Source organism: Acidobacteriota bacterium, assembly GCA_038040445.1.
Taxonomy (GTDB): domain Bacteria; phylum Acidobacteriota; class Blastocatellia; order UBA7656; family UBA7656; genus Onstottus_A; species Onstottus_A frigus.
This window is the reverse complement of record JBBPIG010000001.1, coordinates 242,432-263,585: the sequence shown is the minus strand read 5'-3', so window position 1 is coordinate 263,585 and position 21,154 is coordinate 242,432. Positions and strand designations below refer to the sequence as shown.

Here is a 21,154-nt window from a genome sequence, read left to right as displayed (position 1 = left end):
AGTTGTTGACGGGTTAGTAGTTTTTTGTTATTTTCGGAGCCTCGTCGAGCCAACTGGGTAACGGGGTTGAAATAGAGACGGTCCGAATGAGGAGTCGCGCTTCGGATCGGACCGGATGAAGGCAGCAGATAGTTTCAACTTTTTCAGATCAGCCCCAGACAGAACCCAGAGAGTCGAGACAAGGCGCAAAATGTTCCAACCTCTATTGGTCCGACCCCTGACAACCGGCGAACTAGAAGGACTCAAGCGTTGCTCGAAGTCTTCGAGCAAAGAGGAAGGAGTGCGAGCGCGTGTCATTCTGCTTTCCGCTGAGGGCAGAACCGCGGTGGAGATTAGTCAGTCGATTGGCTCTCATCCTTCCAACATCAAGAAGTGGATTCGCAAGTTCAACAAAGACGGGGTGGAAGGGATATCTACAAAGAAGCGCGGTCCGCAGGGTGGACCTAGACCGAAGTTTACATCCTCTCAGATCGAAGAAATGCTTAGCCTGGCCGGCATGTCACCCTCTCAGGTGGGCTACGGATTCAAAGAATGGACTCCCCAGAAGCTGGCCACGGCTGCGATGGAGCGGGGAATAGTCGATCGCATAAGCCACGTGACCGTAAGGCAGATGCTGAAGAGACAAAGCACAAACGGCGCGGCAAAGACGCTGGCGCCTGCCTTGCCGCACGTAGCTGAGACCGGACTAGCCAGCGATATGACGAAGTTTCAGCTGGGAGAAGCCGCACTAGCGCAATCCCGCTACGAAGCCGCCGCGGAGTATTTGTACGCCGCGCTTGCCGAGGGCGGCGCGACTCCCGAGAACGAAGCGGTGACCCGCTCGCTTCTGAGTAAAGCGCTCGAGGAGTTGAGCAAGTACGAAGAGGCCCACAGTGTCATCGGGAAGTACGACGATCCGCGAATGGTCACTTCGCTGTCGCCACGAACGCGTGCTCGCGTCAGGCTTCGCCTGGGCTGGGTCAACAGCTTCCTGAGAAACCATCCTAAAGCGATTGCCGGGCTGAATGAGGCCAGGCGACTCTTCCTCGAGCAGGGTGATGACCTCGGGATGAGCGAGGCTCATTACGCGCTCGGCCGCACCTACATCGAGATAAACGAATTCAGAATTGCCAGGGACCACCTGGTGACGGCGGCAAGCTTTCAAAAGACCGCTTTAGACCGCGAGCTCCTCGCTCAAATATATCGTCGACTCGGCACTGCGGATTTCTTTGAGGGCTCATTTTCAAGCTCGAAAGAGCATTATATGAAAGCGGTCGCGTTGGCCGAGGGAGCCACGAATCCGAACCTGATTGGAACCATTTTGGTAGACCTGGGCACAACTTTAATGGAGAGCGACCCTGGAAAGAACCAGGAATCCGTCAGGTATATTGAGCGTGGAATAGGATACCTTGAAAAGGGCGGCGGCCATAAAGATTACTTAGCAAGTGCCTACAATAATCTAGGTGATTTATTTCGTGACTTGGGATTATGGGAAGAGGCTATAAAGAACATCGATAAAGCGATAGACATTGCCCAGCGCTATACGAAACCAAGTTATGAAGCTACCGGTTGTATCACACTCGCGGAAATCCTCTGCGCCAGAGGTCAATTTGCAGACGCGGAGGCGCACCTAAAGAAAAGCCTCGCCTTATTAGAAGGGAGTGGAGACAGATGGCTGGAAAGTAATGCGCTACGAATCCTAGCCACTGTTCATAGAGGCACCGGGCGAGTAGATCTGGCGCTTAAGACTCTCCGGGAGACGATGCAGCTTTCAACGTCTATAGGTGACCTGCACGGTGTAACTCTGGCGATGGTCGGGCTGGCAGAGTTTCACATCTCGCAGGGCGGTCACGAACAGGCCGGAGAATATCTCGAACTGGCGCAGGGCCGATTGAAGGAAGAAATGTACCTGCCGGTGTCGGGGTTGATCCAGAGATTAACAGGTCAGCTCGAGGCTTCGTCAGGGCGGCTTGCCGAAGCCAAACAGCACATCGCGCAAAGCGTATCGATCTTCACCACGACCGAGATTCCCTGCGAGCTAGCTCGGAGCTATTACGAGATGGGGCTGTTGCTGGGAAAAGCGCACGACCTCAAAGGCGCGGAATCGAACCTGCTTCAAGCCAAGGCGATTTTTGAAAAGCTAGGCGCTGAGCCCGATTTAGAGTTAACGAGAAGGGCTCTGGCGTTGGGTGCAAAGGCAGAGGATCTTCCACAGGCATCGCGAGTCTCGACGACCAACGATGTTCTGTTGATGCAGAGGCTCATCGAGGCTTCAGCGTCCCGCGAGCTTCTAGTGCAGGAGCTAGCGGCAGTTATTTATGAGAACCTCTCAGTCCGCGCGGTTATTATCTGCCGAGTAGAGGACAAAGGGCGCCCGGAACCGCTGGCTGCGCAAGGCGCGAGTCGTACCGAAGCTGAAACGCTGTGCGCGACATTGGATGCTTCGACAGAGGAGAGCATCACCCATTTGGCCGACGGATATCTCATAAGGCTCGGCGACAGTGTTAACCCTCCGATAGTTGTTTACATTCGAGCAAACGGTTCGCTGGATGTCGGAAGACTGCAGCCGCTATTGAGGCAGGCAGAACTTGGGCTTGAAACGTGTTCGCTTCGCGCGGCCGCTCGTGGAGGCACGACTAGACGTCTGGGACAACGCGTACAGACCATAATGCCCGGCTTCATCGTTGCCAGCCCTTCGATGCTCGACGTAATCGATAAGATCTACAAGATCAGAACAAGCGATGTCACAGTCTTGATAACCGGCGAGTCCGGGACCGGCAAAGAGCTGGTCGCAAGGCATATACACAATCAATCCGCCAGGCCGCGTGCGATTTTTCTCCCTTTCAACTGTACTGCCGCGCCCAAGGAGATCATAGACAGCCAGCTCTTCGGGCATAGACGTGGTGCGTTCACCGGGGCGACCACCAACTATCCTGGGATTATCAAAGCTGCGGACGGAGGGACCCTTTTCCTCGACGAGATTGGCGACTTGTTATTGGAGGTGCAGCCAAAGCTGATGCGTTTCCTTCAGGAAGGCGAGATTCAGCCCCTCGGGGAGACAAAACCGCTTCGAGTAGATGTAAGGATACTCGCGGCCACCAACACGGACCTGGAACGGGCCGTGGAGGACGGACGTTTCAGGGAGGACCTGTTCCACAGGCTTAACATCATCCGCATACACGTTCCGCCGCTTCGAGAGCGTCGTGAGGAGGTGCCGGTTTTGGCCGCCCATTTCCTCGAGCACTTTTCGTCTCGAGCGGGCAAGCAGCCCCTCACCATGACTCAGGAGGCAATCGACGCGCTCACCGAACATGACTGGCCAGGGAACGTGCGCCAACTAAGAAACGAAATAGAGAGGGTCGTGGCGTATGCGATGGATGGGGCGCGCATATCGACTGAAGACCTGTCGCCCGAAGTGATCCACCCGCGCAAGCAAGCTGGTTCCGACCGGTCACGATGGGGCGCCGAGCGGACTCCATCCGTAGTTGGCAACAATAGGCAAGGCCGGGGAACTAATGGTAGCGGGCTTAGGGATCAGCCAGCTGAAGGCACCCGGTTAAAACTTAAGCAAGCGACAGCGGTGCTCGAGCGCCAACTTATCCAAGAAGCGTTGGTCCGCAACAGAAACAATCTCTCTCGCACCGCCATCGACCTCGGGCTGTCGCGGAGAGGGCTGCGGCTTAAGCTTGCACAGCTCGGAATTCAAAAGGAGGTTCCGGCTTAGGCCACCCGTCGTCGTTGGAGGAGCGGTCCAAAGAACGGTAACTCTTGAAAATGCTTCGAAAAACGCTTGACACGACGGTACCTTTGAAAATATTATCGCAGTCTGACCGACAGCAGCGGTGTATTGTTTCGCCTTTTCAGCAGGACTAGATTAGAAGTGGCAACCCCTGACCGCTCCTAGACACAGACAGGACTCAGGTCTTAAGAGCCGCGACCGGCGCAAATTGAATTTTGGGAGCGCAACGGACGTGACGGGATTGCACCGTGGAGTGAGGTATAGCATGAATACAAGTGGACTGTTCAGCAAGATGAGAGGGATGCGCATAGTTGTTGTTTTCTTAGCCCTCTTGTTGGCGTATGGCGCCGTTAGCTACTCACCCCAGGCGTCCTCCACAAACGTCTATTCCGTTGATCTTGGCGGAGTCACCGGCGCAACCAATAATACCATTCTGGCCTTTGGTAGATACGTCGTCATAGCTCCCTTCTGGCCTTCGAAGGGGCTTGCGGAAAATGGGGACCTTGACGTTTCGCAACTCGACAATCATTCCCTTTATGTGATCGACACGAAGAAGCCGGATGCGCCCCCGCTCTCAAAGAAAATCACGTCGTCGCGGGATTCAGAGCCTGGTGCGCCCAACACAGTCTACTTTCCAACGAGAGTCCTATTCGATCCGCCCAGCAGCACCGTTTATGTAAGGGGCACAAGGTTCGAAGAGAAGGACGGCGAGGTCACGCCAATTGATGTGATCGCCTACGTGCACTTTAGTTTGGATGAAACCGGCAAGCCCGTTCTCGATTCTAACGTGGTGACGTTTGACATCCCGGGGGTATCGACTGAACACACCAGTGAAGCGCCGTTGGACTTCGCATTGAACGGGAACGGCGACACGTTGGTGTTCACCAACGGAGCTTCACTGTTCTCATATAATCTTGCACAGGGGTATCTATACAGTGTTGCGATAGTGCAACCTGATGCGTACGGCCCGGACGATAGCATCTCGTTCCTTAACGTTGATGCGGCCACCAATGTTGTGAGCGTTTGCCAGAATCGGAGGTCCGTTGGAGAGGACACCGTTACCACGGTTTCATCCGAGATATCATTCTACGGGCTCGGCGTGTACGGTACATTCGATCCGCTGAAGCGAACAATGCCCGATCAGTTTCCTGCCGGAACAGCACTGGCCGACGGCAGCAATATCGCGATTGTTTCTCACGCGGATTCAGAGTTTGCATTGTTCGCGACAAGTGACGGCTCGCTGTGCGCGGTTGATCTTGAAGGCGACGACAAGATTGCGACGGTTAAGCGGCTATACTCGTTCCCGGAACTGGCGCACTACTCCGAGAGCGATGCGAGTCCTCTTTTGATCCAGTACGATTCATCGAAGCGAGTCGTTGGAATAGTCAAGCCTGGCTATACAGTCCAAATCAGGAGGCCGACTAACGCAAAAGGTCCGGGTATCCGTCGTCCTACTAACCTACACATAACATCCGAGCTTGCGGTGCTGGCTATGGCCAGGTTAGGAAAGAAGAACAAAGTCACATCCGCTAACTCGTTCACCGAGGACTTCAAAGACGAAGGTGGGCTTTCCAACTTCGTTAGCGGGCAGAATTCGGAGTGGCTGATTGCCACTTATTCGGGGAACCTATATTCCGTCGGCGTTGCGGGCGACTTGCAAGACTCTAAGCCGCAATTGGTCGGGCCAATTGGATCCAGAGTTGATCGGCTGGACTATTATGCGGACCGTACCAGCATTGTGGCGATAAGCTCATTCACATTGGATGAAGCCGGAATACGAATGGCCTCTCCGGGTTCGCTGGTCGTCGGGAAAATGCCAGACTTACAGAGTCAGTCTGGCGGCGCAATCCTACAAGCGCTTCTGCCAACGGCCGCGGCGCTCAGTACGCCCGCGCCTTCTATCCGCAGACCAAGCAACGTCAAGCGCTGAATGCAGTGCCTTGACTCAGACAGCGCGCCCTGTGACTAGCGTTCGAGACAAAGGGGGGGCCTACCACTGGCCCTCCCTTTTGATTTGTGGCGGCTACCTCACGTTGCAGCAAAGCGGTGCTATACTTTTTACTTCCCAATCTGGAGCACTGTACAGAGCGCGATAGGTTTACTTTCTGGGGATTCACAAGCAGACCTGTATTTGAATCCGTCCGGCTAAGCATGCCAACTGGTATAGACAACTCAACCGTAGATCGTATGGGCTCGACTTCCGCGAACGGCACTCCCGGATCTCCGGTGGAGTATCTGTTGACCACTGTCCTTGACGCAGTCTCTGAGGGCATTAGCGTCCACTCGGCAACCGGTGAAATCCTGTGGGTGAACAAGAACCTTTGCGACATATACTCCAAGTCGTTTTCTGAACTGAAGGGCTCTAGTTGCCAGCAAGCCTTTCATGGGGAACATTCGACTTGCCCACACGAGCAAGTTCTAGCGACAGGGTCGGTGGTCAAACTAGACGGTGAAGTGAACTTGTCCGGGAGAATACTGTTCGTGACCATCGAGCCGCTACTTGACGAACGCGGCGGCACGTGTGGATTTATAAGATTGCTGCGCGACGTTACCGGTGAACGCCGCGCACAGCAACAGTTACTGAAGGCAGAGCGGTATGCTAGCTTGGGTCAAATACTCTCTGGAATTGCGCATGATATTGGCACTCCCCTCAACGTCATATCGGGCTACACCGAGTTCCTACTGATGCGAACGAAACCGGACGGTCAAAACTACAAGGAACTCTCGGCCATACTTAATCAAACCAGGCGTATAGCATCAATGGTCGGACAAGCGCTCGATCTTGCGCACCCTCCGCAAGGCCGGGCCGACGCAATTGAGATCAACACCTTGCTGTCGGACGCGCTCACCCTGGTGGGGCACTATCTACACAAGACAAAGGTGAAAGCTGGCCTCACTTGCAGAATAAGCCCTCCGCTGGTATATGGAGAAGCGCCGCAGTTGAGGCAGGCGTTCTTCAACCTCTTGCTTAACGCCGGTCAGGAAGTCGGACCCGGAGGCAGGCTTGAGGTGGTAGTTGATGAAGCCCCTGAGAGGCCCGGATTTCTGGCCGTGGCGTTGGCGGGAACCGAGGCCGGCGGAGTCGGGCACGACTTCTCACAATCTCTTGGCTGTTTCCTTGGCGCGCAGAGTGAAGCAGCAACTGTAGGTGTCGGCCTATCGCTTGCAAAGGAGGTACTGAACGCGGCGGGCGCGAGAGTAGCTTTCAGCGGGTCGGGGGAACGAGGCATCTCGCTTGTGATCTATTTGCCTGTGAATCCTGGTAGCCCGGCATAGTCGAAACTCGGTACTGTAAGTCATGAGGGACATTAATCAGCGTATCTTAATTGTCGAAGATGAAGCTCCAATGTGCGAGCTTCTCACATCGTTCTTTTCGGAAAAAGCGTACACCGTGGATACGGCTCAGGATGGCGAACACGCCGTAGCTCGCCTTCAGGAACAGGATTACGCGCTCGTCATAACGGACATCAAGCTGCCCGGGATGAGCGGACTCGAATTACTGGCGAGAATTCGGGTCGATTGGCCCGAAGTGGCCGTCGTCATCATGACTGCCTTCAGCTCAATCTCCTCGGCAGTCGAAGCCATGAAGCTCGGCGCCGAAGATTATATCGGCAAGCCCTTTCAGCTCGACGAACTAGGCATCACAGTCGAGAAGGCTTTGGAGCGGCGCAGCCTCCGTCGCGAAGTGAAAGAGCTTCGAGCCGAGGTGCGGGGGCGATACAACTTCTCCAACATCGTTGGCCGCAGCAAACCTATGCAGCAGCTTTTCGAAGTGATAAAGCGAATTGCTGCCCGTCGAGACGCTTCCGCTTTGATAACCGGGTCCACTGGAACCGGAAAGGAGCTGGTCGCGCGTGCGATTCACTACAACTCGGATCGCCGGGACGCTCCGTTCATGCCCATAAACTGCTCCGCGATCCCCGACACCCTGCTTGAGTCTGAATTGTTCGGCCATCAAAAAGGCGCCTTCACCGGAGCACACGAGACCAGACGTGGTTTGATTGAAGAAGCGCAGGGCGGCACCGTATTCCTGGATGAGATCAACACGCTTTCGCCGAGTCTTCAAGTGAAACTTTTGCGAGTCTTGCAGGAGCGTGTCGTAAGGAGGGTTGGCGGGCGTGAGAACATCCAGATTGATATTAGACTCGTGTCTGCCAGCAACGAGGAGCTTGAAGAAGTAGTCAAACGCGGCGAGTTTCGTCAGGATCTATTTTACCGCCTCAACGTCGTGCCAGTGCGACTCCCAGACTTGAAGGACCGCCGTGAAGACATTCCGCTTCTCCTCCACCACTTCTTGCAGAAGTTCGCGCTTCAGCACAGCGAGCCTACCAGCCGGTTTGCGAATGAGGCGATGCGAGTTCTGATGACTCACGAATGGCCTGGCAACGTTAGAGAACTGGAGAACGCGGTCGAGCACGCGCTCACGATGGGAAGCGGCGAGATTCTGTTGCCCGAGGACTTGCCCGTCAGCGTCACTGCGCCTGAGCGCGACATAGTGCATGAAGCAACGCTTGACGGCGTCTCGCTCGCCGAGGTTGAACGCCGCTACATCATCCGAGTGCTCGAGAAGATGGGCGGTCATCAAATCAAAACTTCAAGAGTGCTCGGAATAGATCGGCGCACGCTCTATCGCCGCCTACGCCAATATGGTTATGCCGGCCGGCTGCGAAGCGAGGAAGAAGAAGAGATGGACGACGCGGTGACAGAAGGTACAGCGCGGGCCACAGCGTGGCCAGTATGAGCTTCGATGCCCATTGTTTTGAGATGGCCCAATGACAGACGAGATAACTTCGAAACAGCCGCCAACGAGAGATGAGGCTGAAAAGCGCACTTCATCTGGCTTACATCCATCTCGGAGCCTCGAACCGCGCGCGAGAGGTTACGGCATCGGCGGCGGATACGAGAAACCGTATCGTAGCCGGCCCAAGCCAGCGGATGAGCCAGGAGAGTCCTACGGGCCGCTCCCACACTCGGGGTACTATGGGGCTGGAGCTGGGTCGGAGCGGTTTGAACGGGGGGAAGCGGGGTACAACAGGGAACTCGCATGGTACGGCCCACAGTACGGTGAGAAGACAAGCGGGCAAGACCGGAAGTGATAGCTGGGGATCACTTACCGCCGGCAAGATACCCGGCGGCCTCCTTTTGCTCTTTCGTATAACCCGTAATGCTCTCCACCCGCCACTCATTGCCCGCTCGCGTCAGAATAAAACCGAGAAACTCGCGCTGCGGCTTTCCTTCGGTGCTCGCGAAGCTATAGACCACGGTGGCGCTGGTGTACGCTTTGTCGGGAAGGTTTGGATTGGTGTAAAAGAGATCCACGTTGACATCGGTGACTCCGTGGGGTTTTAAGTATTCTTGAATCACCTTCTTGGCCTTCGACTCGTTAGTCGCGCAGGAAGCGGCCGCGAAGAGCGTGCTGAGCAGCAACATGAAAAGCAAGATGCGACATTCTAGTCGTCCGTTAGTCATATGCACCCTTTTTACCCTAAGCCGGACCTTCTTTTCAAGGAAGACCGATTGACCGTTCCGACAATGATCTGAGACGGAAGTAAACCATGGGCTTATACATTAGACAGCTTCTCGCAGGCCGCGATTTTGCGAGAGCGGACTATTTCGCTTCGCAGATGGCCAACTTCGTCTACCTTGTCGGAGACGATGAGCTGAAGGTGTCCATGGTTGTGGACCCCGCCTGGGACATTCCGGGTATCATAGAGTTCGCCGACTACGAAGGCATGGGACTGGATGGGGCCCTGGTGACGCATTACCATCCCGACCACGTAGGCGGAAATATCTTCGGCCACGACATCGCCGGCCTTGCCGATTTCATCGCGATGCGGCCAGTCAAGGTTCACGTAAACGAAGTGGAGAGTGAAGGGGTAAAAACAGTCACCGGTCTTTCCGATTCCGACCTTGAAAAGCACCACGGTGGCGATGATATCTCCATCGGCAACGTCAAAGTGAAGTTACTTCATACACCCGGGCACACGCCCGGCAGCCAGTGCTTTCTCGCGGCTTCTGCGCTGATCTCGGGCGATACCTTGTTCATCGGGGGATGCGGACGTGTCGATCTTCCTGGCGGCAACCCCGAGGACATGTACCATTCGCTGACGCAGGTCCTGGCCAAACTCCCAGAGGAAACGCTTGTTTATCCAGGGCACAACTACGCTGCGAAGCCCACGAGCACAATCGGCGACGAAAAAAAAGAGAACTATTGTCTAAAGATCAGAAGCTTTGAAGGCTGGAAGAGTCTAATGGGTGAGCCGTAGCTACTCGTCACACTGACGCGGGAAGGGCTGGGAAATCCGGAGGTAGTCATCCATACAGGTAAGCAGGCACAAAGTCCCGATAGAATTGTATTGACTGCGTCCCCGCAATAGGCATAATAAAGGCCATCTGACGCGCATCTCGATTTGTTGCTCCCACCGTTGCCCCTTCAAGAAATTTCACCCAAAGTTGGTCGAGGCTCCTCTTTGAGTTAGTGTTCGCCTCGCACGTTGCCCCTTTCGCATTCTCTTCGAGACGATCTCGGTTTGGCCGGCACGCAGCGCGTGTGCGTTTAGCGGCTTAACTCGAAACATGCTTCTCTTTCCCGCCTCAAATCGGGCGAAAAAAAAGAAGAGTAACGCAAATGGATTCAAATCAAAAACGGCACAGTGCGCCTCCCCATGGTCTTGATGCTCGCTCGACACTCGGCAAGGTTGGTCTGAAGGCCCTGGACGTCAAGCTAGGGGGCTTAGCGGTGACGCTGGCGTTTCTGTTCGGCGCGGCCGCATACGTGTCTACTTATCTGAGTTTCGAAGGCTCGGCCGCAGAACCGAGTGCTCTACTATCAAGGGCCTCGACGGTCAATGCTGCGACGGCGGCTCTCCTTTCACTTGTGACGGTGTTTGTAGCCGGTCTCGTAGTCGCGAGGCGCATCACAAGCAGTCTGGAGAAGTTCAGTCACGCAACTAGAGAAGCATCGGCTGGAAACCTCGATGTCCGCGTAGATGCTTTTACCAGTCCGGTGTTCGAAGAGCTGGCGCGAAGCTTTAATGCGATGATGGACCGAATGAGCGAGACAGCGCGCTCTGAGGCGGGGCAAAAACAATCGCTTCTCGCGATCATTAAGGCGGTCGAAGGCTCGGGGGACGCAATTGCTGTCGCCGACTCCACCACCGAGGGCACCTACTACAACAAGAAGTTCACCGAGCTTTTCGGCTACAACGTCCAAGAGCTGGATGCCGCGGCCAGCAAAGCACTCCTCTACGTCGATCCCGGCGTTGCGCGAGAGGTCTCTGAAGCCGTCAGTAACGGCGCATCCTGGTCGGGAGAGATCGAGATGCGCGCTCGAAGCGGCAGGATCATACCTGTGGCCTTGCGTTCCGACGCGATAAAAGATGAGAGCGGTCGAGTGACAGGCCACATTGAGATTCACACGGACATTACGGAGCGCAAACGCGCAGAATTGCTCCAGTCGGCGCTCTACCGTGTTGCTGAGATGACCAGCTCGACAGATGATATGCAGGCTTTCTTCAAGGCAGTCCACCGTATCGTTGGGGAGCTAATGTATGCCGGAAACTTTTTCATTGCGCTTTACGATGAAGCAGCTCATATGGTGAGCTTTCCCTATTACGTTGATGAAGTCGACGACCCGCCTCAACCGCGAAAGCTCAGGAGGGGGATGACCGAACACGTGTTGCGCACCGGGGCGGCGCTACTGGCTCCGCGCGAAAACTTGCAGGCGATGATAGGGACTGGTGAAATCGAGGTCATCGGAACGCTTCCCGTCGCCTGGCTGGGCATTCCCCTCAAAGCAGGGGACGAAACGCTAGGTGTTCTCGCGGTCCAGAGTTACACAGAGAGCGTTAGGTTTGGTGAGACCGAGAAGGATGTCTTGACCTTCGTCTCGCAGCATATCGCCAGCGCGCTCAATCGCAGGCGCGCTGAAGAAGCGCTGAGACAAAGCGAGGAAAAGTATCGGACCATCCTCGAAAGCATCGAAGACGGATACTTCGAAGTTGATCTCAGAGGCAACTTCACTTTTTTCAATGGCCCAGTATGCAAGATGCTCGGGTATGAGGCCGAAGAGTTGATGGGAATGAACAACCGCCAGTTCATGGATCCCGACGTTGCCCAGCAGGTCTATCAAGAGTTCAGCAGGGTAGCTCGAACCGGGGAAGCCACCCGCGGCTTCTCCTATGAGGTAGTCGCGAAAGACGGAACGAAGAGAGTCGTTGAGTCTTCCGTTTCTCTCAAGCGCGATGCTTCGGGCAAGCCCGACGGCTTTCGCGGAATCAAACGTGACGTAACCGCAAGACGACTGGCCGAAGAAAGCCTCGAGCGCAACCTCAAAGAGTTTCTGACTATGGTCTCTTCGGTGTCCGAAGGTGATCTGACAAAACGCGGCGGTGAAACCGACAACACCCTCGGAAGAGTCATCCAGTCTGTAAACAAAATGCTCGACGATTTCAGCCTTATGCTTACCGAAGTCAAACAGATCGGGCTCTCTGTCTCGTCGAGCGCGACGGAGATACTAGCCGCGGCAGAGCAAATCGCGGTCGGGTCGCAACGACAAGCGGACGAAATAACCAATACATCAAGCGCAGTGGAAGAGATGGCGGCGTCGATGAATCAGGTTTCGAAGAATGCAGATGCTTCGGCTGACGCGGCGCGCCGCGCACTCGATAAGGCCGAACACGGAGACAAATCCGTTCGCGACACATCGGAAGCAATGTCGAGGATCGATTCCGCCGTCCAGCAAACGGCGGAGAAGATGCGGCTGCTCGGCATTCGCAGTTCCGAGATATCGGAGATCATCGACTTGATCGACGAGATCGCCGCCCAAACCAATCTGCTCGCGCTGAATGCCGCAATCGAAGCGGCACATGCTGGAGAGGCCGGCCTGGGGTTTAGCGTTGTGGCGGACGAGATCAGAAAACTGGCAGAAAGATCGGCGCGCGCCACCCGCGATGTAGGGAACCTCATCAAGTCGATTCAAAACGAGACCTCGGAAGCGCTCACTGCCATGGAGGCCGGGATGAAAGAGGTCCGGGGCGGGAGCTACCTTGCCTGCGAGGCAAGCACCGCGCTTCGAGAAATCTCAGAGGCCGTGCGCCAGTCATCGGAGCTGATCGAGGAAATCTCAGCGGCATCGGAAGAACAGGCGCGGGTGACGAGCAATGTGGCCGGAGCGATGCAGACCATATCGAGCATTACGCTTGAAACATCCGCCGGCGCTCACCAAACCGCGCAAACGATCGAGGGAATGGTGGGGCTCGCAGACCGGCTGAACAAGGCAATCTCGCAGTTCAAAGTGAAGGACGACTATATTCACCCGTTTTCGTACGATCTGCCCGGCTCGTCAGGGAACCGTGGAAACGGGACCACAATCGCACGCTATCCACACGGCGACTGAGCGAGGCGGTCAGGAAGCGAGCACGGAGGCGGCTTTGCCAGCAAGACGACAATTGGTGGTGTTCAAAGTCGGCGGAGAAGAATTCGCCGTTGACATCATGCTCACCAGCGAGGTTGTGCTGATGCGCGAGATAACGCCAGTCCCCGAGACCGAGCGTTATGTCGAAGGTGTAATGAATCTCAGAGGGAACCTCGTGCCTGTACTTGACTTCAGAAAGCGGCTTCGCGCTCTCGAAACGCCAATACCCACGGACCAGCGGATAATCATCGCGAAGCTCGACGGCCGGACGGCGGGATTAATAGTCGACGGCGCATCCGAGGTGATACGGGTTAGCGACGAAATGCTTGAGCCCGTGCCCGACCTTATTTCGGAGATCGGCGCCGGCTACGTCGAGGGCGTGGTCAAGATCAACGATAGATTCATCACGCTGATTGATCTGAGAAAGGCCCTATCCGATGAGATCGTTGCCGAACTGGACGTAGTAATTGAATTCTTGTCCCGTAGAAGAGAGCAGCTCGCAACCGCGTCATCGTTTTGAGTATGAGCAATTCATCGCACGTTATGACACCGGGGTACATGCAACAGTTCGACTCGGGGCCGCTCAGCCTGAACATTTTGTCTGACAGCGAGTTCAGGCTGTTCAGGGACCTTATCTACGAGCAGTGTGGTGTCAGCCTCGGTGTCGAGAAACGATCGTTTCTGGAATCCAGGTTAAGACGCCGAATGGATCAACTCGGGGTTACGAGCGGGTATGAATACTACTGCATGATCACCGCGCCGCAGGGCAGGTCGCAGGAGCTGCTCGCGCTTCTGGACTCACTGATGATCTGCGAGACCTCGTTCTTTAGAAACCAGCCGCAGTTCGACTTATTGCGAGAGGTAGTGCTGCCCGAGATTGTCTCGAAGAAAGAGAAGAGCGCGACCCGCCTTCTGCGCGTGTGGAGCGCTGGGTGCTCGACAGGACAGGAGCCCTATAGCGCAGTAATGACGCTGCTGGAAACATTGCCCGATCGAGACTCGTGGGCCATTCGCGTCTTTGCGTCGGACCTGTCATTCACCGCGCTCGAGCGGGCGCAGTGCGGCTTGTATCGCGCCGACCAGTTGAGGGGAGTCGATCCGGACTCTGTTGCGAAATACTTTCGGCAGGAGAACGGGCACTACGTGATGAGCGAGGCAGTCAGGAAGCGCGTGATATTCGACTATCACAACCTGAAGAACGACAACGGGCTTCGCGGACTCGACATAGTCTTTTGCCGAAATGTGATGATTTACTTCGACGCCGAAGAGCAGCGCAGGCTGGTCAATCGATTTGCGAATTGCCTGGTGCCGGGCGGTTTCCTGTTCCTGGGGCACGCGGAAAGCCTTCAGGGCTTATCAACCAGATTCGCAATGGTGCATCGCAACAAGGGCATCGCCTACAGGCTCGAAGGATAAGGCGATAGGAATGTGTTCGAGATGGATGATCTGACCAAAGCAGAACTCGATCAGTTGCTCGGGGTGTTTCGCGACCAGTCGCTTCAGATTCTGGAAGAGATGGGGCACGATCTGCTTACTCTGGAGTCGGCCGGTGACGACGCCGAAGCGATGACGCGGCTACGAAGAGGGGCGCACACGCTGAAGGGCGATTCGGCCTGCATAGATCTCGAAGGCGTGACACAAGTAGCCCACAAGATCGAAGACGTGTTCGACGCGGTACTCAGCGGAAAGATTGCGTTTGATCGTCGCTCGGTGGATGCGATCCTCAATAGCCTCGATGCGGTGAAGGCCGCAATTGACGGCAGTGAAGTGGGCGATATCCCGGCTGAAACTGCGAACAAGATGGTTGAAGCGCTCGGAGCGATTCAGACAAGTGGGGAGTTTCCTTCGACGCAGCCAGATGATCATCAACAGGTCGAACCACGGCACCGGTCAGAAGCTTCGATTCGCGTCGAGAGCCAGGCCGCGACCAGGAATCGCCGCGTCTACGTCCGCGTTGAGGCGGCGAAAATAGACACCCTGTTGAACCTTGCCGGTGAGATGGTGATCGCGCGTTCAGTCATCGGTCAGCTCCGTCCTGAACTCGAACTGGCGCTTCCTCGAAACGAAATTGTTAGCCGGTTCAGCGGCGCCAGCTCACACATGGGCAAACTGATTGCCGATTTGCAAAAGAGCGTACTGAAGATGCGAATGGTTACCATCGACCACGTATTCCGCAGATTCGCGAGACCTATGCGCGAGCTAGCGGCTGAACGCGGAAAGGAAGTCGAGCTTCAGATAAGCGGGGGCGAGACGGAGCTTGATCGCGCGTTGGTGGATCTGCTGTACGAGCCGTTGTTACATCTCCTACGCAATGCGGTCGATCACGGGCTTGAAACGACGGCCGCTCGGCGAAATGCCGGTAAGCCGGCGGCCGGTCGCATCGGGATGCGCGCCTACCATGAAGGGAACTACATCATCATCGAAGTCAGCGACGACGGCGCCGGTATCGATCCGGCCATCGTCAGAGCGAGGGCGATCGAAGCAGGAGCGATAACAAGCCAGGATGCCGCCCGGCTTTCCGACGAAGATGCAATGGAGTTGATCTTCCTCGAAGGGGTGTCCACGGCCAAAAGTGTCACTCGATTGTCCGGACGAGGCATTGGGACCGCTGCCGTGAAGTCGGCCATCGAGCAGTTACGCGGGAGCGTGACCGTAAGGAGTGAGGCTGGCGCCGGCACGTGTTTCACTCTTCGGATGCCGCTCACACTGGCGATCATAAAGGCGTTGCTATTCAAGGCTGCCGGGCAGCTCTTCGCGTTGCCGCTGCTCTCGGTCAGCGAGATAGCGCGAGCAGAAAGCTCTGACATTGTTTATCTGGACGGAGTCGAAAACTATAGACTGCGCGATCGCTTCGTATCGATGGTTCGGCCAGGCGTTGTGCTCTCGTTTGACAGGCGCAAAGGCGGCAGCGGCGCCGCTCTTAGAAGCGAAGCAGAGCAATTCTTTATAGTCGTCCTGGCAACCGCTGACAAGAGGTACGGCGTTGTGGCGGACGAACTGATAGGCGAGCAGGAACTGATGATAAAGCCGCTCGACAGCCACTGGGTGCAGAACGAAGCGCTGTCTGGCGCCTCAGTGCTGGGTGATGGACGAGTTGTGCTGATAATGGACGCGGAGATGGTCTTCCGCAAGGCAGTGAAGTACGAACGAGGGAAAGGGAACAGCAGGGAGGCTTATGCCGTCTGAGCGAAAAAAGATTCGCGTGTTGGTAGTAGACGACTCCGCCTTGATGCGCAAGCTCATCTCGAAGCTATTGGAGGGAGATCCTGAGATCGAGGTGATCGCGACTGCGATTGACGGCTGCTTCGCGTTAACCAAGGTTGAACAACTGAAGCCGGACGTGGTGACGCTGGATGTGGATATGCCGCGAATGGACGGACTGACCGCGCTCGGGGAACTCGTTTCAAAGCATCGCACTCCTGTGATTATGCTCAGCTCGCTGACCACGCGGGGGGCAGCTCTGACTATGCAGGCGCTCGAGAAGGGAGCAGTGGACTTCGTCTGCAAGCCTTCAGGCACGGCCCGGCTGCCGGAGATGGCAGAGGAGCTTGTGTCGAAGATCAAGGCCGCCGCGCGAACGAACGTAGCGGCGCTGGGCGGCTCTTTGCCCGGACCACTGGTCAAGAAAAAGCCTCGGGTTGAAGGACGGGGCAGGGGAGCCGGAAGGATCGTTGCGATAGGCGCTTCGTCGGGCGGGCCGCACGCTTTGCGATACTTATTGCCGCGAATCCCGGCAGACTTCGACGCGGGCATCGTGATCGTGCAGCACATGCCGGAGAGCTTCACTGCGATGCTCGCTCACTGGCTCAACGAGATTTGCGACCTGGAGGTGAAAGAAGCGGAATCGGGCGATCTGGCTCTCCCCGGAAAGGCGTTGATTGCGCCAGGCAATATGCATATGAAAGTCCGGAAAACGCCGGCCGGATGCCAGGTGTTGCTGGAGGGAGGCGCTCAGGTGAACGGCCACAAGCCATCCGTTGACGTCTTGTTCCGGTCTGTTGCAGCGGAGTATGGGCCAATGGCTACAGGAATCATAATGACAGGAATGGGCAGCGACGGAGCGCTGGGACTGGGAGAGATCAAGCAAGCCGGGGGACAGACTATCGCGCAGGATAAGGAAAGCTGCGCGGTCTATGGGATGCCTAGAATCGCAGTGGAAAGAGGTTACGCAAACAAGATCGTGCCGCTCGCCGAGATGGCGTCATATCTCACGAGTCAGGCGGGACAGCTTGTCGAGGTGGAGAAAGTCTATGCATGTAAGTGACGAAGAAACAGCAATCGCGAAACCGCCCCTCACGTGTTTGATCGTGGACGATTCGGCGTTTATGCGATTTCACCTGAGGCGAATGATGGATTCCTTCGAGAACGTCATCGCCAGTGAAGCCGCCAACGGCACCGAGGCCATAAGAGAATACAGCCGCCTCAGACCGGATATTGTGCTGATGGACATCGTCATGCCGGGCCTGGAGGGCGTCGAAACCGTTAAGAGAATATGCGACGAAGACCCGAAAGCAAGGGTCATAATGATCAGCTCGGTAAGCTACACAGAAAAGGTGGCCGAGGCAATGTCTGCAGGCGCAAAGTGGTTCCTCCCCAAGCCCGTCACTACCGAAGAGCTAAGAAAGGCGATTGAGAACGTCCTGTCCTCGGCTCCCGACAATCGTGCCAGGGGAGTGATATGAGACTAGACTTCGTAAAAATATTCGTCGACTCGACCACCGTGGTGTTTCGGGAGTTGATTGGGCCGACGGTTGATGTCCCTTCAATTTCTATGAAACCAAGCCCGGTGGCCGGCAGAGAGGTCATGGCGATCATCGGACTCGCCGGCGAAGCGCAAGGACGCGTCATCTTCGATATGGATCTGTTCACGGCGGTGCAGCTCGCCGGACACATGCTCGGAGAACCGTCGCCGGGAATGACGCCGCTGGTTCGCAGCTCAATAGCGGAGCTCGCTTCGATGGCGATCGGTCGCGCCATATCGAAGATCAACGAGGGCGGCACCAGACTCAGAATGAGCCCACCGACGGTGATAACGGGCGCGAATCTTGTCAGCTACGATCAATGCTTCGAGACCCTGGTTGCGCCAATAGCTACCGCCTACGGTGAAGTGCGAGTCAACATTACAATTCAGGATTTGGATTGAGGGAGCGCTGACATGGCACAAGAGCCCGCAGAGATCTTGAACCTCTTCAACAAGAGCGAAGAGCTGGTGGACATGCTCAGAAAGGGAAGGGCATTCACCGAAGAATTAATGTGTGAGAATGAGCGACTCCGCTACCGCGTGGTCCAGTTGGAGGCGGACCAGATGAACTCGTCGGACGCGCTGATGAACGAAGTCGAGCGATTGAGACTCGAAAACGGCCAGATGGCGCAAAAGCTCGAATTCCTCGATCGCAGGTTTCAACAGGTCGAAGCCGAGAACAAAGACTTCGCGCAAAGATACGTTCAGGTGGAAGAGCAGAACGAGAGCCTCGCGAATCTGTACGTTGCCAGCCATCGACTGCACTCGACGCTGGACTCGGCCGAGGTTCTGGAGTGCATCAAGGAAATCCTGCTCAACATGATCGGCTCTGAGGATTTCGGTCTCTTTGTTGTCGATGATGAGACTCATGAACTCGTGCGGGCGGGCTACGAGGGCGATACCGGCGGCCGGCCGGACAAGGCGCAGGTTACTCTCGGTGAAGGCATCGAAGGTGTCGTCGCTCTTACGGGAGAGCCGTATTTCAGCGAAGGCGAAGGGGACGGGCCTCGCGCCTGCGTACCGCTGAAGATAAAGGAGCGCGTCGTCGGTTTGATAACGATTTACCAACTGCTGTCTCACAAGAGGGGACTTACCGAGCTGGATCATCAGCTAATGGAGTTGCTAGCCGGCCACGCCGCGAGTGCGCTCATCAGCTCGAGGCTCTACTCGATGGCCGATAGAAAGCTTCGCACAATTGAAGGATTCATGAGTTTGTTGCGAGTGCCACAAGGAGGCGCCAATGGCTGACAAGTCTCTGCTGGTGGTCGATGATTCGGCGACCATGCGACAGCTCCTCTGTATGACCCTGACAAGAGTCGAGGGCATTACTCAGGCAAACATAACCGAAGCCTTCGACGGCGAGGATGCATTGAACAAAGTCAGGAACCGGAACTTCGACCTGGTTCTGACTGATATTCGAATGCCAAGAATGGACGGCCTGGAATTCATTCGAACGGTGCGTGCCGAGCCAAAGCATCGCGAGCTGCCGATTATCATAATCAGCACCAAGGGCGCTGATGAGGATGTCCAACTGGGGATGAGCCTGGGCGCCAGCGGTTATCTCTCCAAGCCCGTATCGATGGCGAGGCTGAAGGAGTTAGTGAAGGATTTCCTGGGTGAGCACTGAGCACGGCTATGCAGCTAACTGGGGACTTGAGCGACTTCGCTCTAACAGACATCTTGCAGATACTGTCGCTGAGCAGAAAAACGGGAATGGTGTCTCTTGAAGGCGGGGGGTCGGAGGGCAAGATAATAGTAGAGGGAGGGCGAATAACACATTCCTCAGTCCGGCCCGGAGAAACTCTCAGGGATAGTCTGGCGCTTGCAGGGTTGCTTGGAGCGGATGCTTTGAGAACGCTGGCCGCCGGCGGCGACCACAAGGATGCCGGCCTCGAACGGTTGGTGGAAAGCGGGATTCTCACACGGAACGGACTGGCCGCCGCTGCCCGTCGCCACACTCAACGCGTCATAGCAAAGCTCGTGAGAATAGAGAAGGGACGCTTCAGCATAGCGCTGGGTGAGGCGACGCTTCCGCAATCGGTAGAGGGCATACGGCTCGCCGAAGGCCTCGATGTCGGCGAGGCTCTGTTGCACGCAGCGCACGAACAAGATAAATCATACAAAGAACGAGAGACGGAAGCGCTACACGACGACTCTGGCTGGTTCAGTTTGAATGGCGGGCGGGAAACCCGGCCTCTCGGCAACCGTCGGGACGCTCAAGTCTCGTTCGGGACACGGATGGGGCACGATGACGATGCGCCAAAGCGGGGGAATCACGATCGATCGAGTCTTTTGTGCTCATTACTTGCCGAGATGAAGCAGCACTCGTTTGAAGCTGAGATCAGTTTGCTGCTGATGAGGTATGCGAGCGAGCTTGCAGCGCGGGGCATTCTGTTCGCGATCAAAGACTCGAAGCTATATGGCCTCGGGCAGTTCGGGCTCAACCAGGGCGCGGACGGCAAGAGCGCCGATGAACTGGTTCGCGACCTTTGCCTTCCGTTGGAAGGCGACAGCGTTCTTGCTCGTGTCGTGAGGACAGGCGAGCCGTTTGTCGGAGCTAAGCCGGACAGCTATTGGTTCTCGGAATTGCTCAGTCGCGTGGGAGGCTTCGGCCACGAGCTTACTTTCTTCGTGTTGCCGTTAAGCTGCAATGAATCTCCGGCCTTCGTAATCTACGGCGACAACTATCCCGGCAACGCTGAACTGACGGGACTTGGGGAATTGGTCGCCCTGGCCAGTCAAGCGAGCCTCGCTCTCGACCGCATCGCGTTGCAGCGTCGAGTCGTGCAGCTCGAAGGGGATCAGTACGGCATCTCCTAGAAGAACCGATCCGTTGCGTCCGATAATAGATATTATGTAGACGCGGGCTTTGCCTCAAAAGCACCTTCCGAGTCGATTTATGAGGCCAGCGGGGATTTCTGCCCCGAAATTCGATGGTGTCCTTGGCTTTACACAAGAAAGCCGATTTTGATACCTATTCTTGTGTAGAGTCGAAATGGCTGCACGATAAAGAGGCGACATAGAAATGGCAGTGATTCGCTTTAGTCAATGCCTATCATCACGTCACTAGCTTTGACAACTGCATATGCCTCTTTGCCTTCTGTAAGCCCTAGCCTTTCAGCGGAATCCTTAGTGATAATTGAAACGACTTCCGTACCGCCCGCAAGCTCAATTACTACTTCGCTTTGACCATACGCCACGTCTAGAAACACAATTCAACGGACGCCGCGATGAGCTTGGTGAGGCAGACTCCGTTTATAAGAAAAGCCATTGCATACGC

The 21,154-nt window shown here is 55.9% G+C and carries 17 protein-coding genes and 1 pseudogene; 16 read left to right on the top strand and 2 right to left on the bottom strand.

All coding sequences use genetic code 11. From position 1 onward, the window contains the following. The first annotated feature begins 280 nt into the window (after window positions 1-280). The 5 genes from AABO57_01160 to AABO57_01140 all read left to right on the top strand — a co-directional run bounded on the left by AABO57_01160 (window position 281) and on the right by AABO57_01140 (window position 8,814). A complete protein-coding gene (locus tag AABO57_01160) occupies window positions 281-3,703 on the top strand; it encodes a sigma 54-interacting transcriptional regulator (protein ID MEK6284331.1) in 3,423 nt (1,140 codons plus the stop codon). A 280-nt stretch (window positions 3,704-3,983) separates the two neighbouring features. Next, window positions 3,984-5,648 carry a hypothetical protein gene (locus tag AABO57_01155; protein ID MEK6284330.1) on the top strand — a complete coding sequence of 555 codons (1,665 nt, stop codon included), beginning with the start codon at window positions 3,984-3,986 and terminating at the stop codon, window positions 5,646-5,648. A gap of 221 nt (window positions 5,649-5,869) precedes the next feature. After that, a complete protein-coding gene (locus AABO57_01150; protein ID MEK6284329.1) occupies window positions 5,870-6,994 on the top strand; it encodes a histidine kinase dimerization/phospho-acceptor domain-containing protein in 1,125 nt (374 codons plus the stop codon). A 22-nt stretch (window positions 6,995-7,016) separates the two neighbouring features. Further along, a complete protein-coding gene (locus tag AABO57_01145) occupies window positions 7,017-8,459 on the top strand; it encodes a sigma-54 dependent transcriptional regulator (protein ID MEK6284328.1) in 1,443 nt (480 codons plus the stop codon). A 31-nt stretch (window positions 8,460-8,490) separates the two neighbouring features. Continuing rightward, a complete protein-coding gene (locus AABO57_01140) occupies window positions 8,491-8,814 on the top strand; it encodes a hypothetical protein (protein MEK6284327.1) in 324 nt (107 codons plus the stop codon). Window positions 8,815-8,824: 10 nt separating this feature from the next. Here AABO57_01140 and AABO57_01135 read toward each other — a convergent pair whose 3' ends face one another. Continuing rightward, on the bottom strand, window positions 8,825-9,187 hold the full coding sequence (locus tag AABO57_01135; protein MEK6284326.1) for a hypothetical protein: 363 nt from the start codon (window positions 9,185-9,187) through the stop codon (window positions 8,825-8,827). Window positions 9,188-9,273: 86 nt separating this feature from the next. Between AABO57_01135 and AABO57_01130 the strand changes: the two genes are divergently transcribed. From AABO57_01130 to AABO57_01080, 11 genes are all read left to right on the top strand, one after another. Continuing rightward, on the top strand, window positions 9,274-9,984 hold the full coding sequence (locus tag AABO57_01130) for an MBL fold metallo-hydrolase (protein MEK6284325.1): 711 nt from the start codon (window positions 9,274-9,276) through the stop codon (window positions 9,982-9,984). Between the two features lie 362 nt (window positions 9,985-10,346). Beyond that, a complete protein-coding gene (locus AABO57_01125; protein ID MEK6284324.1) occupies window positions 10,347-13,115 on the top strand; it encodes a methyl-accepting chemotaxis protein in 2,769 nt (922 codons plus the stop codon). Between the two features lie 34 nt (window positions 13,116-13,149). After that, window positions 13,150-13,653 carry a chemotaxis protein CheW gene (locus tag AABO57_01120; protein ID MEK6284323.1) on the top strand — a complete coding sequence of 168 codons (504 nt, stop codon included), beginning with the start codon at window positions 13,150-13,152 and terminating at the stop codon, window positions 13,651-13,653. Window positions 13,654-13,691: 38 nt separating this feature from the next. Next, a complete protein-coding gene (locus tag AABO57_01115) occupies window positions 13,692-14,549 on the top strand; it encodes a protein-glutamate O-methyltransferase CheR (protein ID MEK6284322.1) in 858 nt (285 codons plus the stop codon). A 21-nt stretch (window positions 14,550-14,570) separates the two neighbouring features. After that, window positions 14,571-16,319, top strand: a complete 1,749-nt coding sequence (locus tag AABO57_01110; GenBank protein MEK6284321.1) for a chemotaxis protein CheA — start codon at window positions 14,571-14,573, stop codon at window positions 16,317-16,319. Then, on the top strand, window positions 16,309-17,397 hold the full coding sequence (locus tag AABO57_01105; protein MEK6284320.1) for a chemotaxis response regulator protein-glutamate methylesterase: 1,089 nt from the start codon (window positions 16,309-16,311) through the stop codon (window positions 17,395-17,397). Before AABO57_01110 ends, AABO57_01105 begins: the two co-directional genes overlap by 11 nt. Next, entirely contained in the window at window positions 17,384-17,815 is a 432-nt protein-coding gene (locus AABO57_01100; GenBank protein MEK6284319.1) for a response regulator, read from the top strand. Before AABO57_01105 ends, AABO57_01100 begins: the two co-directional genes overlap by 14 nt. Next, window positions 17,812-18,276, top strand: a complete 465-nt coding sequence (locus tag AABO57_01095; protein MEK6284318.1) for a chemotaxis protein CheX — start codon at window positions 17,812-17,814, stop codon at window positions 18,274-18,276. The genes AABO57_01100 and AABO57_01095 overlap by 4 nt, the downstream gene beginning before the upstream one ends. Window positions 18,277-18,288: 12 nt before the next feature. After that, on the top strand, window positions 18,289-19,122 hold the full coding sequence (locus AABO57_01090; protein ID MEK6284317.1) for a GAF domain-containing protein: 834 nt from the start codon (window positions 18,289-18,291) through the stop codon (window positions 19,120-19,122). Further along, window positions 19,115-19,501, top strand: coding sequence for a response regulator (locus tag AABO57_01085; GenBank protein MEK6284316.1), 387 nt, complete (start codon window positions 19,115-19,117; stop codon window positions 19,499-19,501). Before AABO57_01090 ends, AABO57_01085 begins: the two co-directional genes overlap by 8 nt. Window positions 19,502-19,509: 8 nt before the next feature. Next, complete coding sequence (locus AABO57_01080; protein MEK6284315.1) at window positions 19,510-20,694, top strand: DUF4388 domain-containing protein; 1,185 nt, start codon at window positions 19,510-19,512, stop codon at window positions 20,692-20,694. 221 nt (window positions 20,695-20,915) lie between these two features. Here AABO57_01080 and AABO57_01075 read toward each other — a convergent pair. After that, window positions 20,916-21,059, bottom strand: a pseudogene (locus tag AABO57_01075) (TOBE domain-containing protein). Between the last annotated feature and the right edge of the window lie 95 nt (window positions 21,060-21,154).

What these genes read in the sequence shown, in the direction of transcription:
- AABO57_01140 (MEK6284327.1), top strand. Translation starts at nt 8,491, where the DNA reads ATGACAGACGAGATAACTTCGAAACAGCCGCCAACGAGAGATGAGGCT.
- AABO57_01085 (MEK6284316.1), top strand. Translation starts at nt 19,115, where the DNA reads ATGGCTGACAAGTCTCTGCTGGTGGTCGATGATTCGGCGACCATGCGA.
- AABO57_01125 (MEK6284324.1), top strand. Translation starts at nt 10,347, where the DNA reads ATGGATTCAAATCAAAAACGGCACAGTGCGCCTCCCCATGGTCTTGAT.
- AABO57_01105 (MEK6284320.1), top strand. Translation starts at nt 16,309, where the DNA reads ATGCCGTCTGAGCGAAAAAAGATTCGCGTGTTGGTAGTAGACGACTCC.
- AABO57_01090 (MEK6284317.1), top strand. Translation starts at nt 18,289, where the DNA reads ATGGCACAAGAGCCCGCAGAGATCTTGAACCTCTTCAACAAGAGCGAA.
- AABO57_01135 (MEK6284326.1), bottom strand. Translation starts at nt 9,187, where the DNA reads ATGACTAACGGACGACTAGAATGTCGCATCTTGCTTTTCATGTTGCTG.
- AABO57_01095 (MEK6284318.1), top strand. Translation starts at nt 17,812, where the DNA reads ATGAGACTAGACTTCGTAAAAATATTCGTCGACTCGACCACCGTGGTG.
- AABO57_01150 (MEK6284329.1), top strand. Translation starts at nt 5,870, where the DNA reads ATGCCAACTGGTATAGACAACTCAACCGTAGATCGTATGGGCTCGACT.
- AABO57_01080 (MEK6284315.1), top strand. Translation starts at nt 19,510, where the DNA reads ATGCAGCTAACTGGGGACTTGAGCGACTTCGCTCTAACAGACATCTTG.
- AABO57_01110 (MEK6284321.1), top strand. Translation starts at nt 14,571, where the DNA reads ATGGATGATCTGACCAAAGCAGAACTCGATCAGTTGCTCGGGGTGTTT.
- AABO57_01130 (MEK6284325.1), top strand. Translation starts at nt 9,274, where the DNA reads ATGGGCTTATACATTAGACAGCTTCTCGCAGGCCGCGATTTTGCGAGA.
- AABO57_01145 (MEK6284328.1), top strand. Translation starts at nt 7,017, where the DNA reads ATGAGGGACATTAATCAGCGTATCTTAATTGTCGAAGATGAAGCTCCA.
- AABO57_01155 (MEK6284330.1), top strand. Translation starts at nt 3,984, where the DNA reads ATGAATACAAGTGGACTGTTCAGCAAGATGAGAGGGATGCGCATAGTT.
- AABO57_01100 (MEK6284319.1), top strand. Translation starts at nt 17,384, where the DNA reads ATGCATGTAAGTGACGAAGAAACAGCAATCGCGAAACCGCCCCTCACG.
- AABO57_01115 (MEK6284322.1), top strand. Translation starts at nt 13,692, where the DNA reads ATGCAACAGTTCGACTCGGGGCCGCTCAGCCTGAACATTTTGTCTGAC.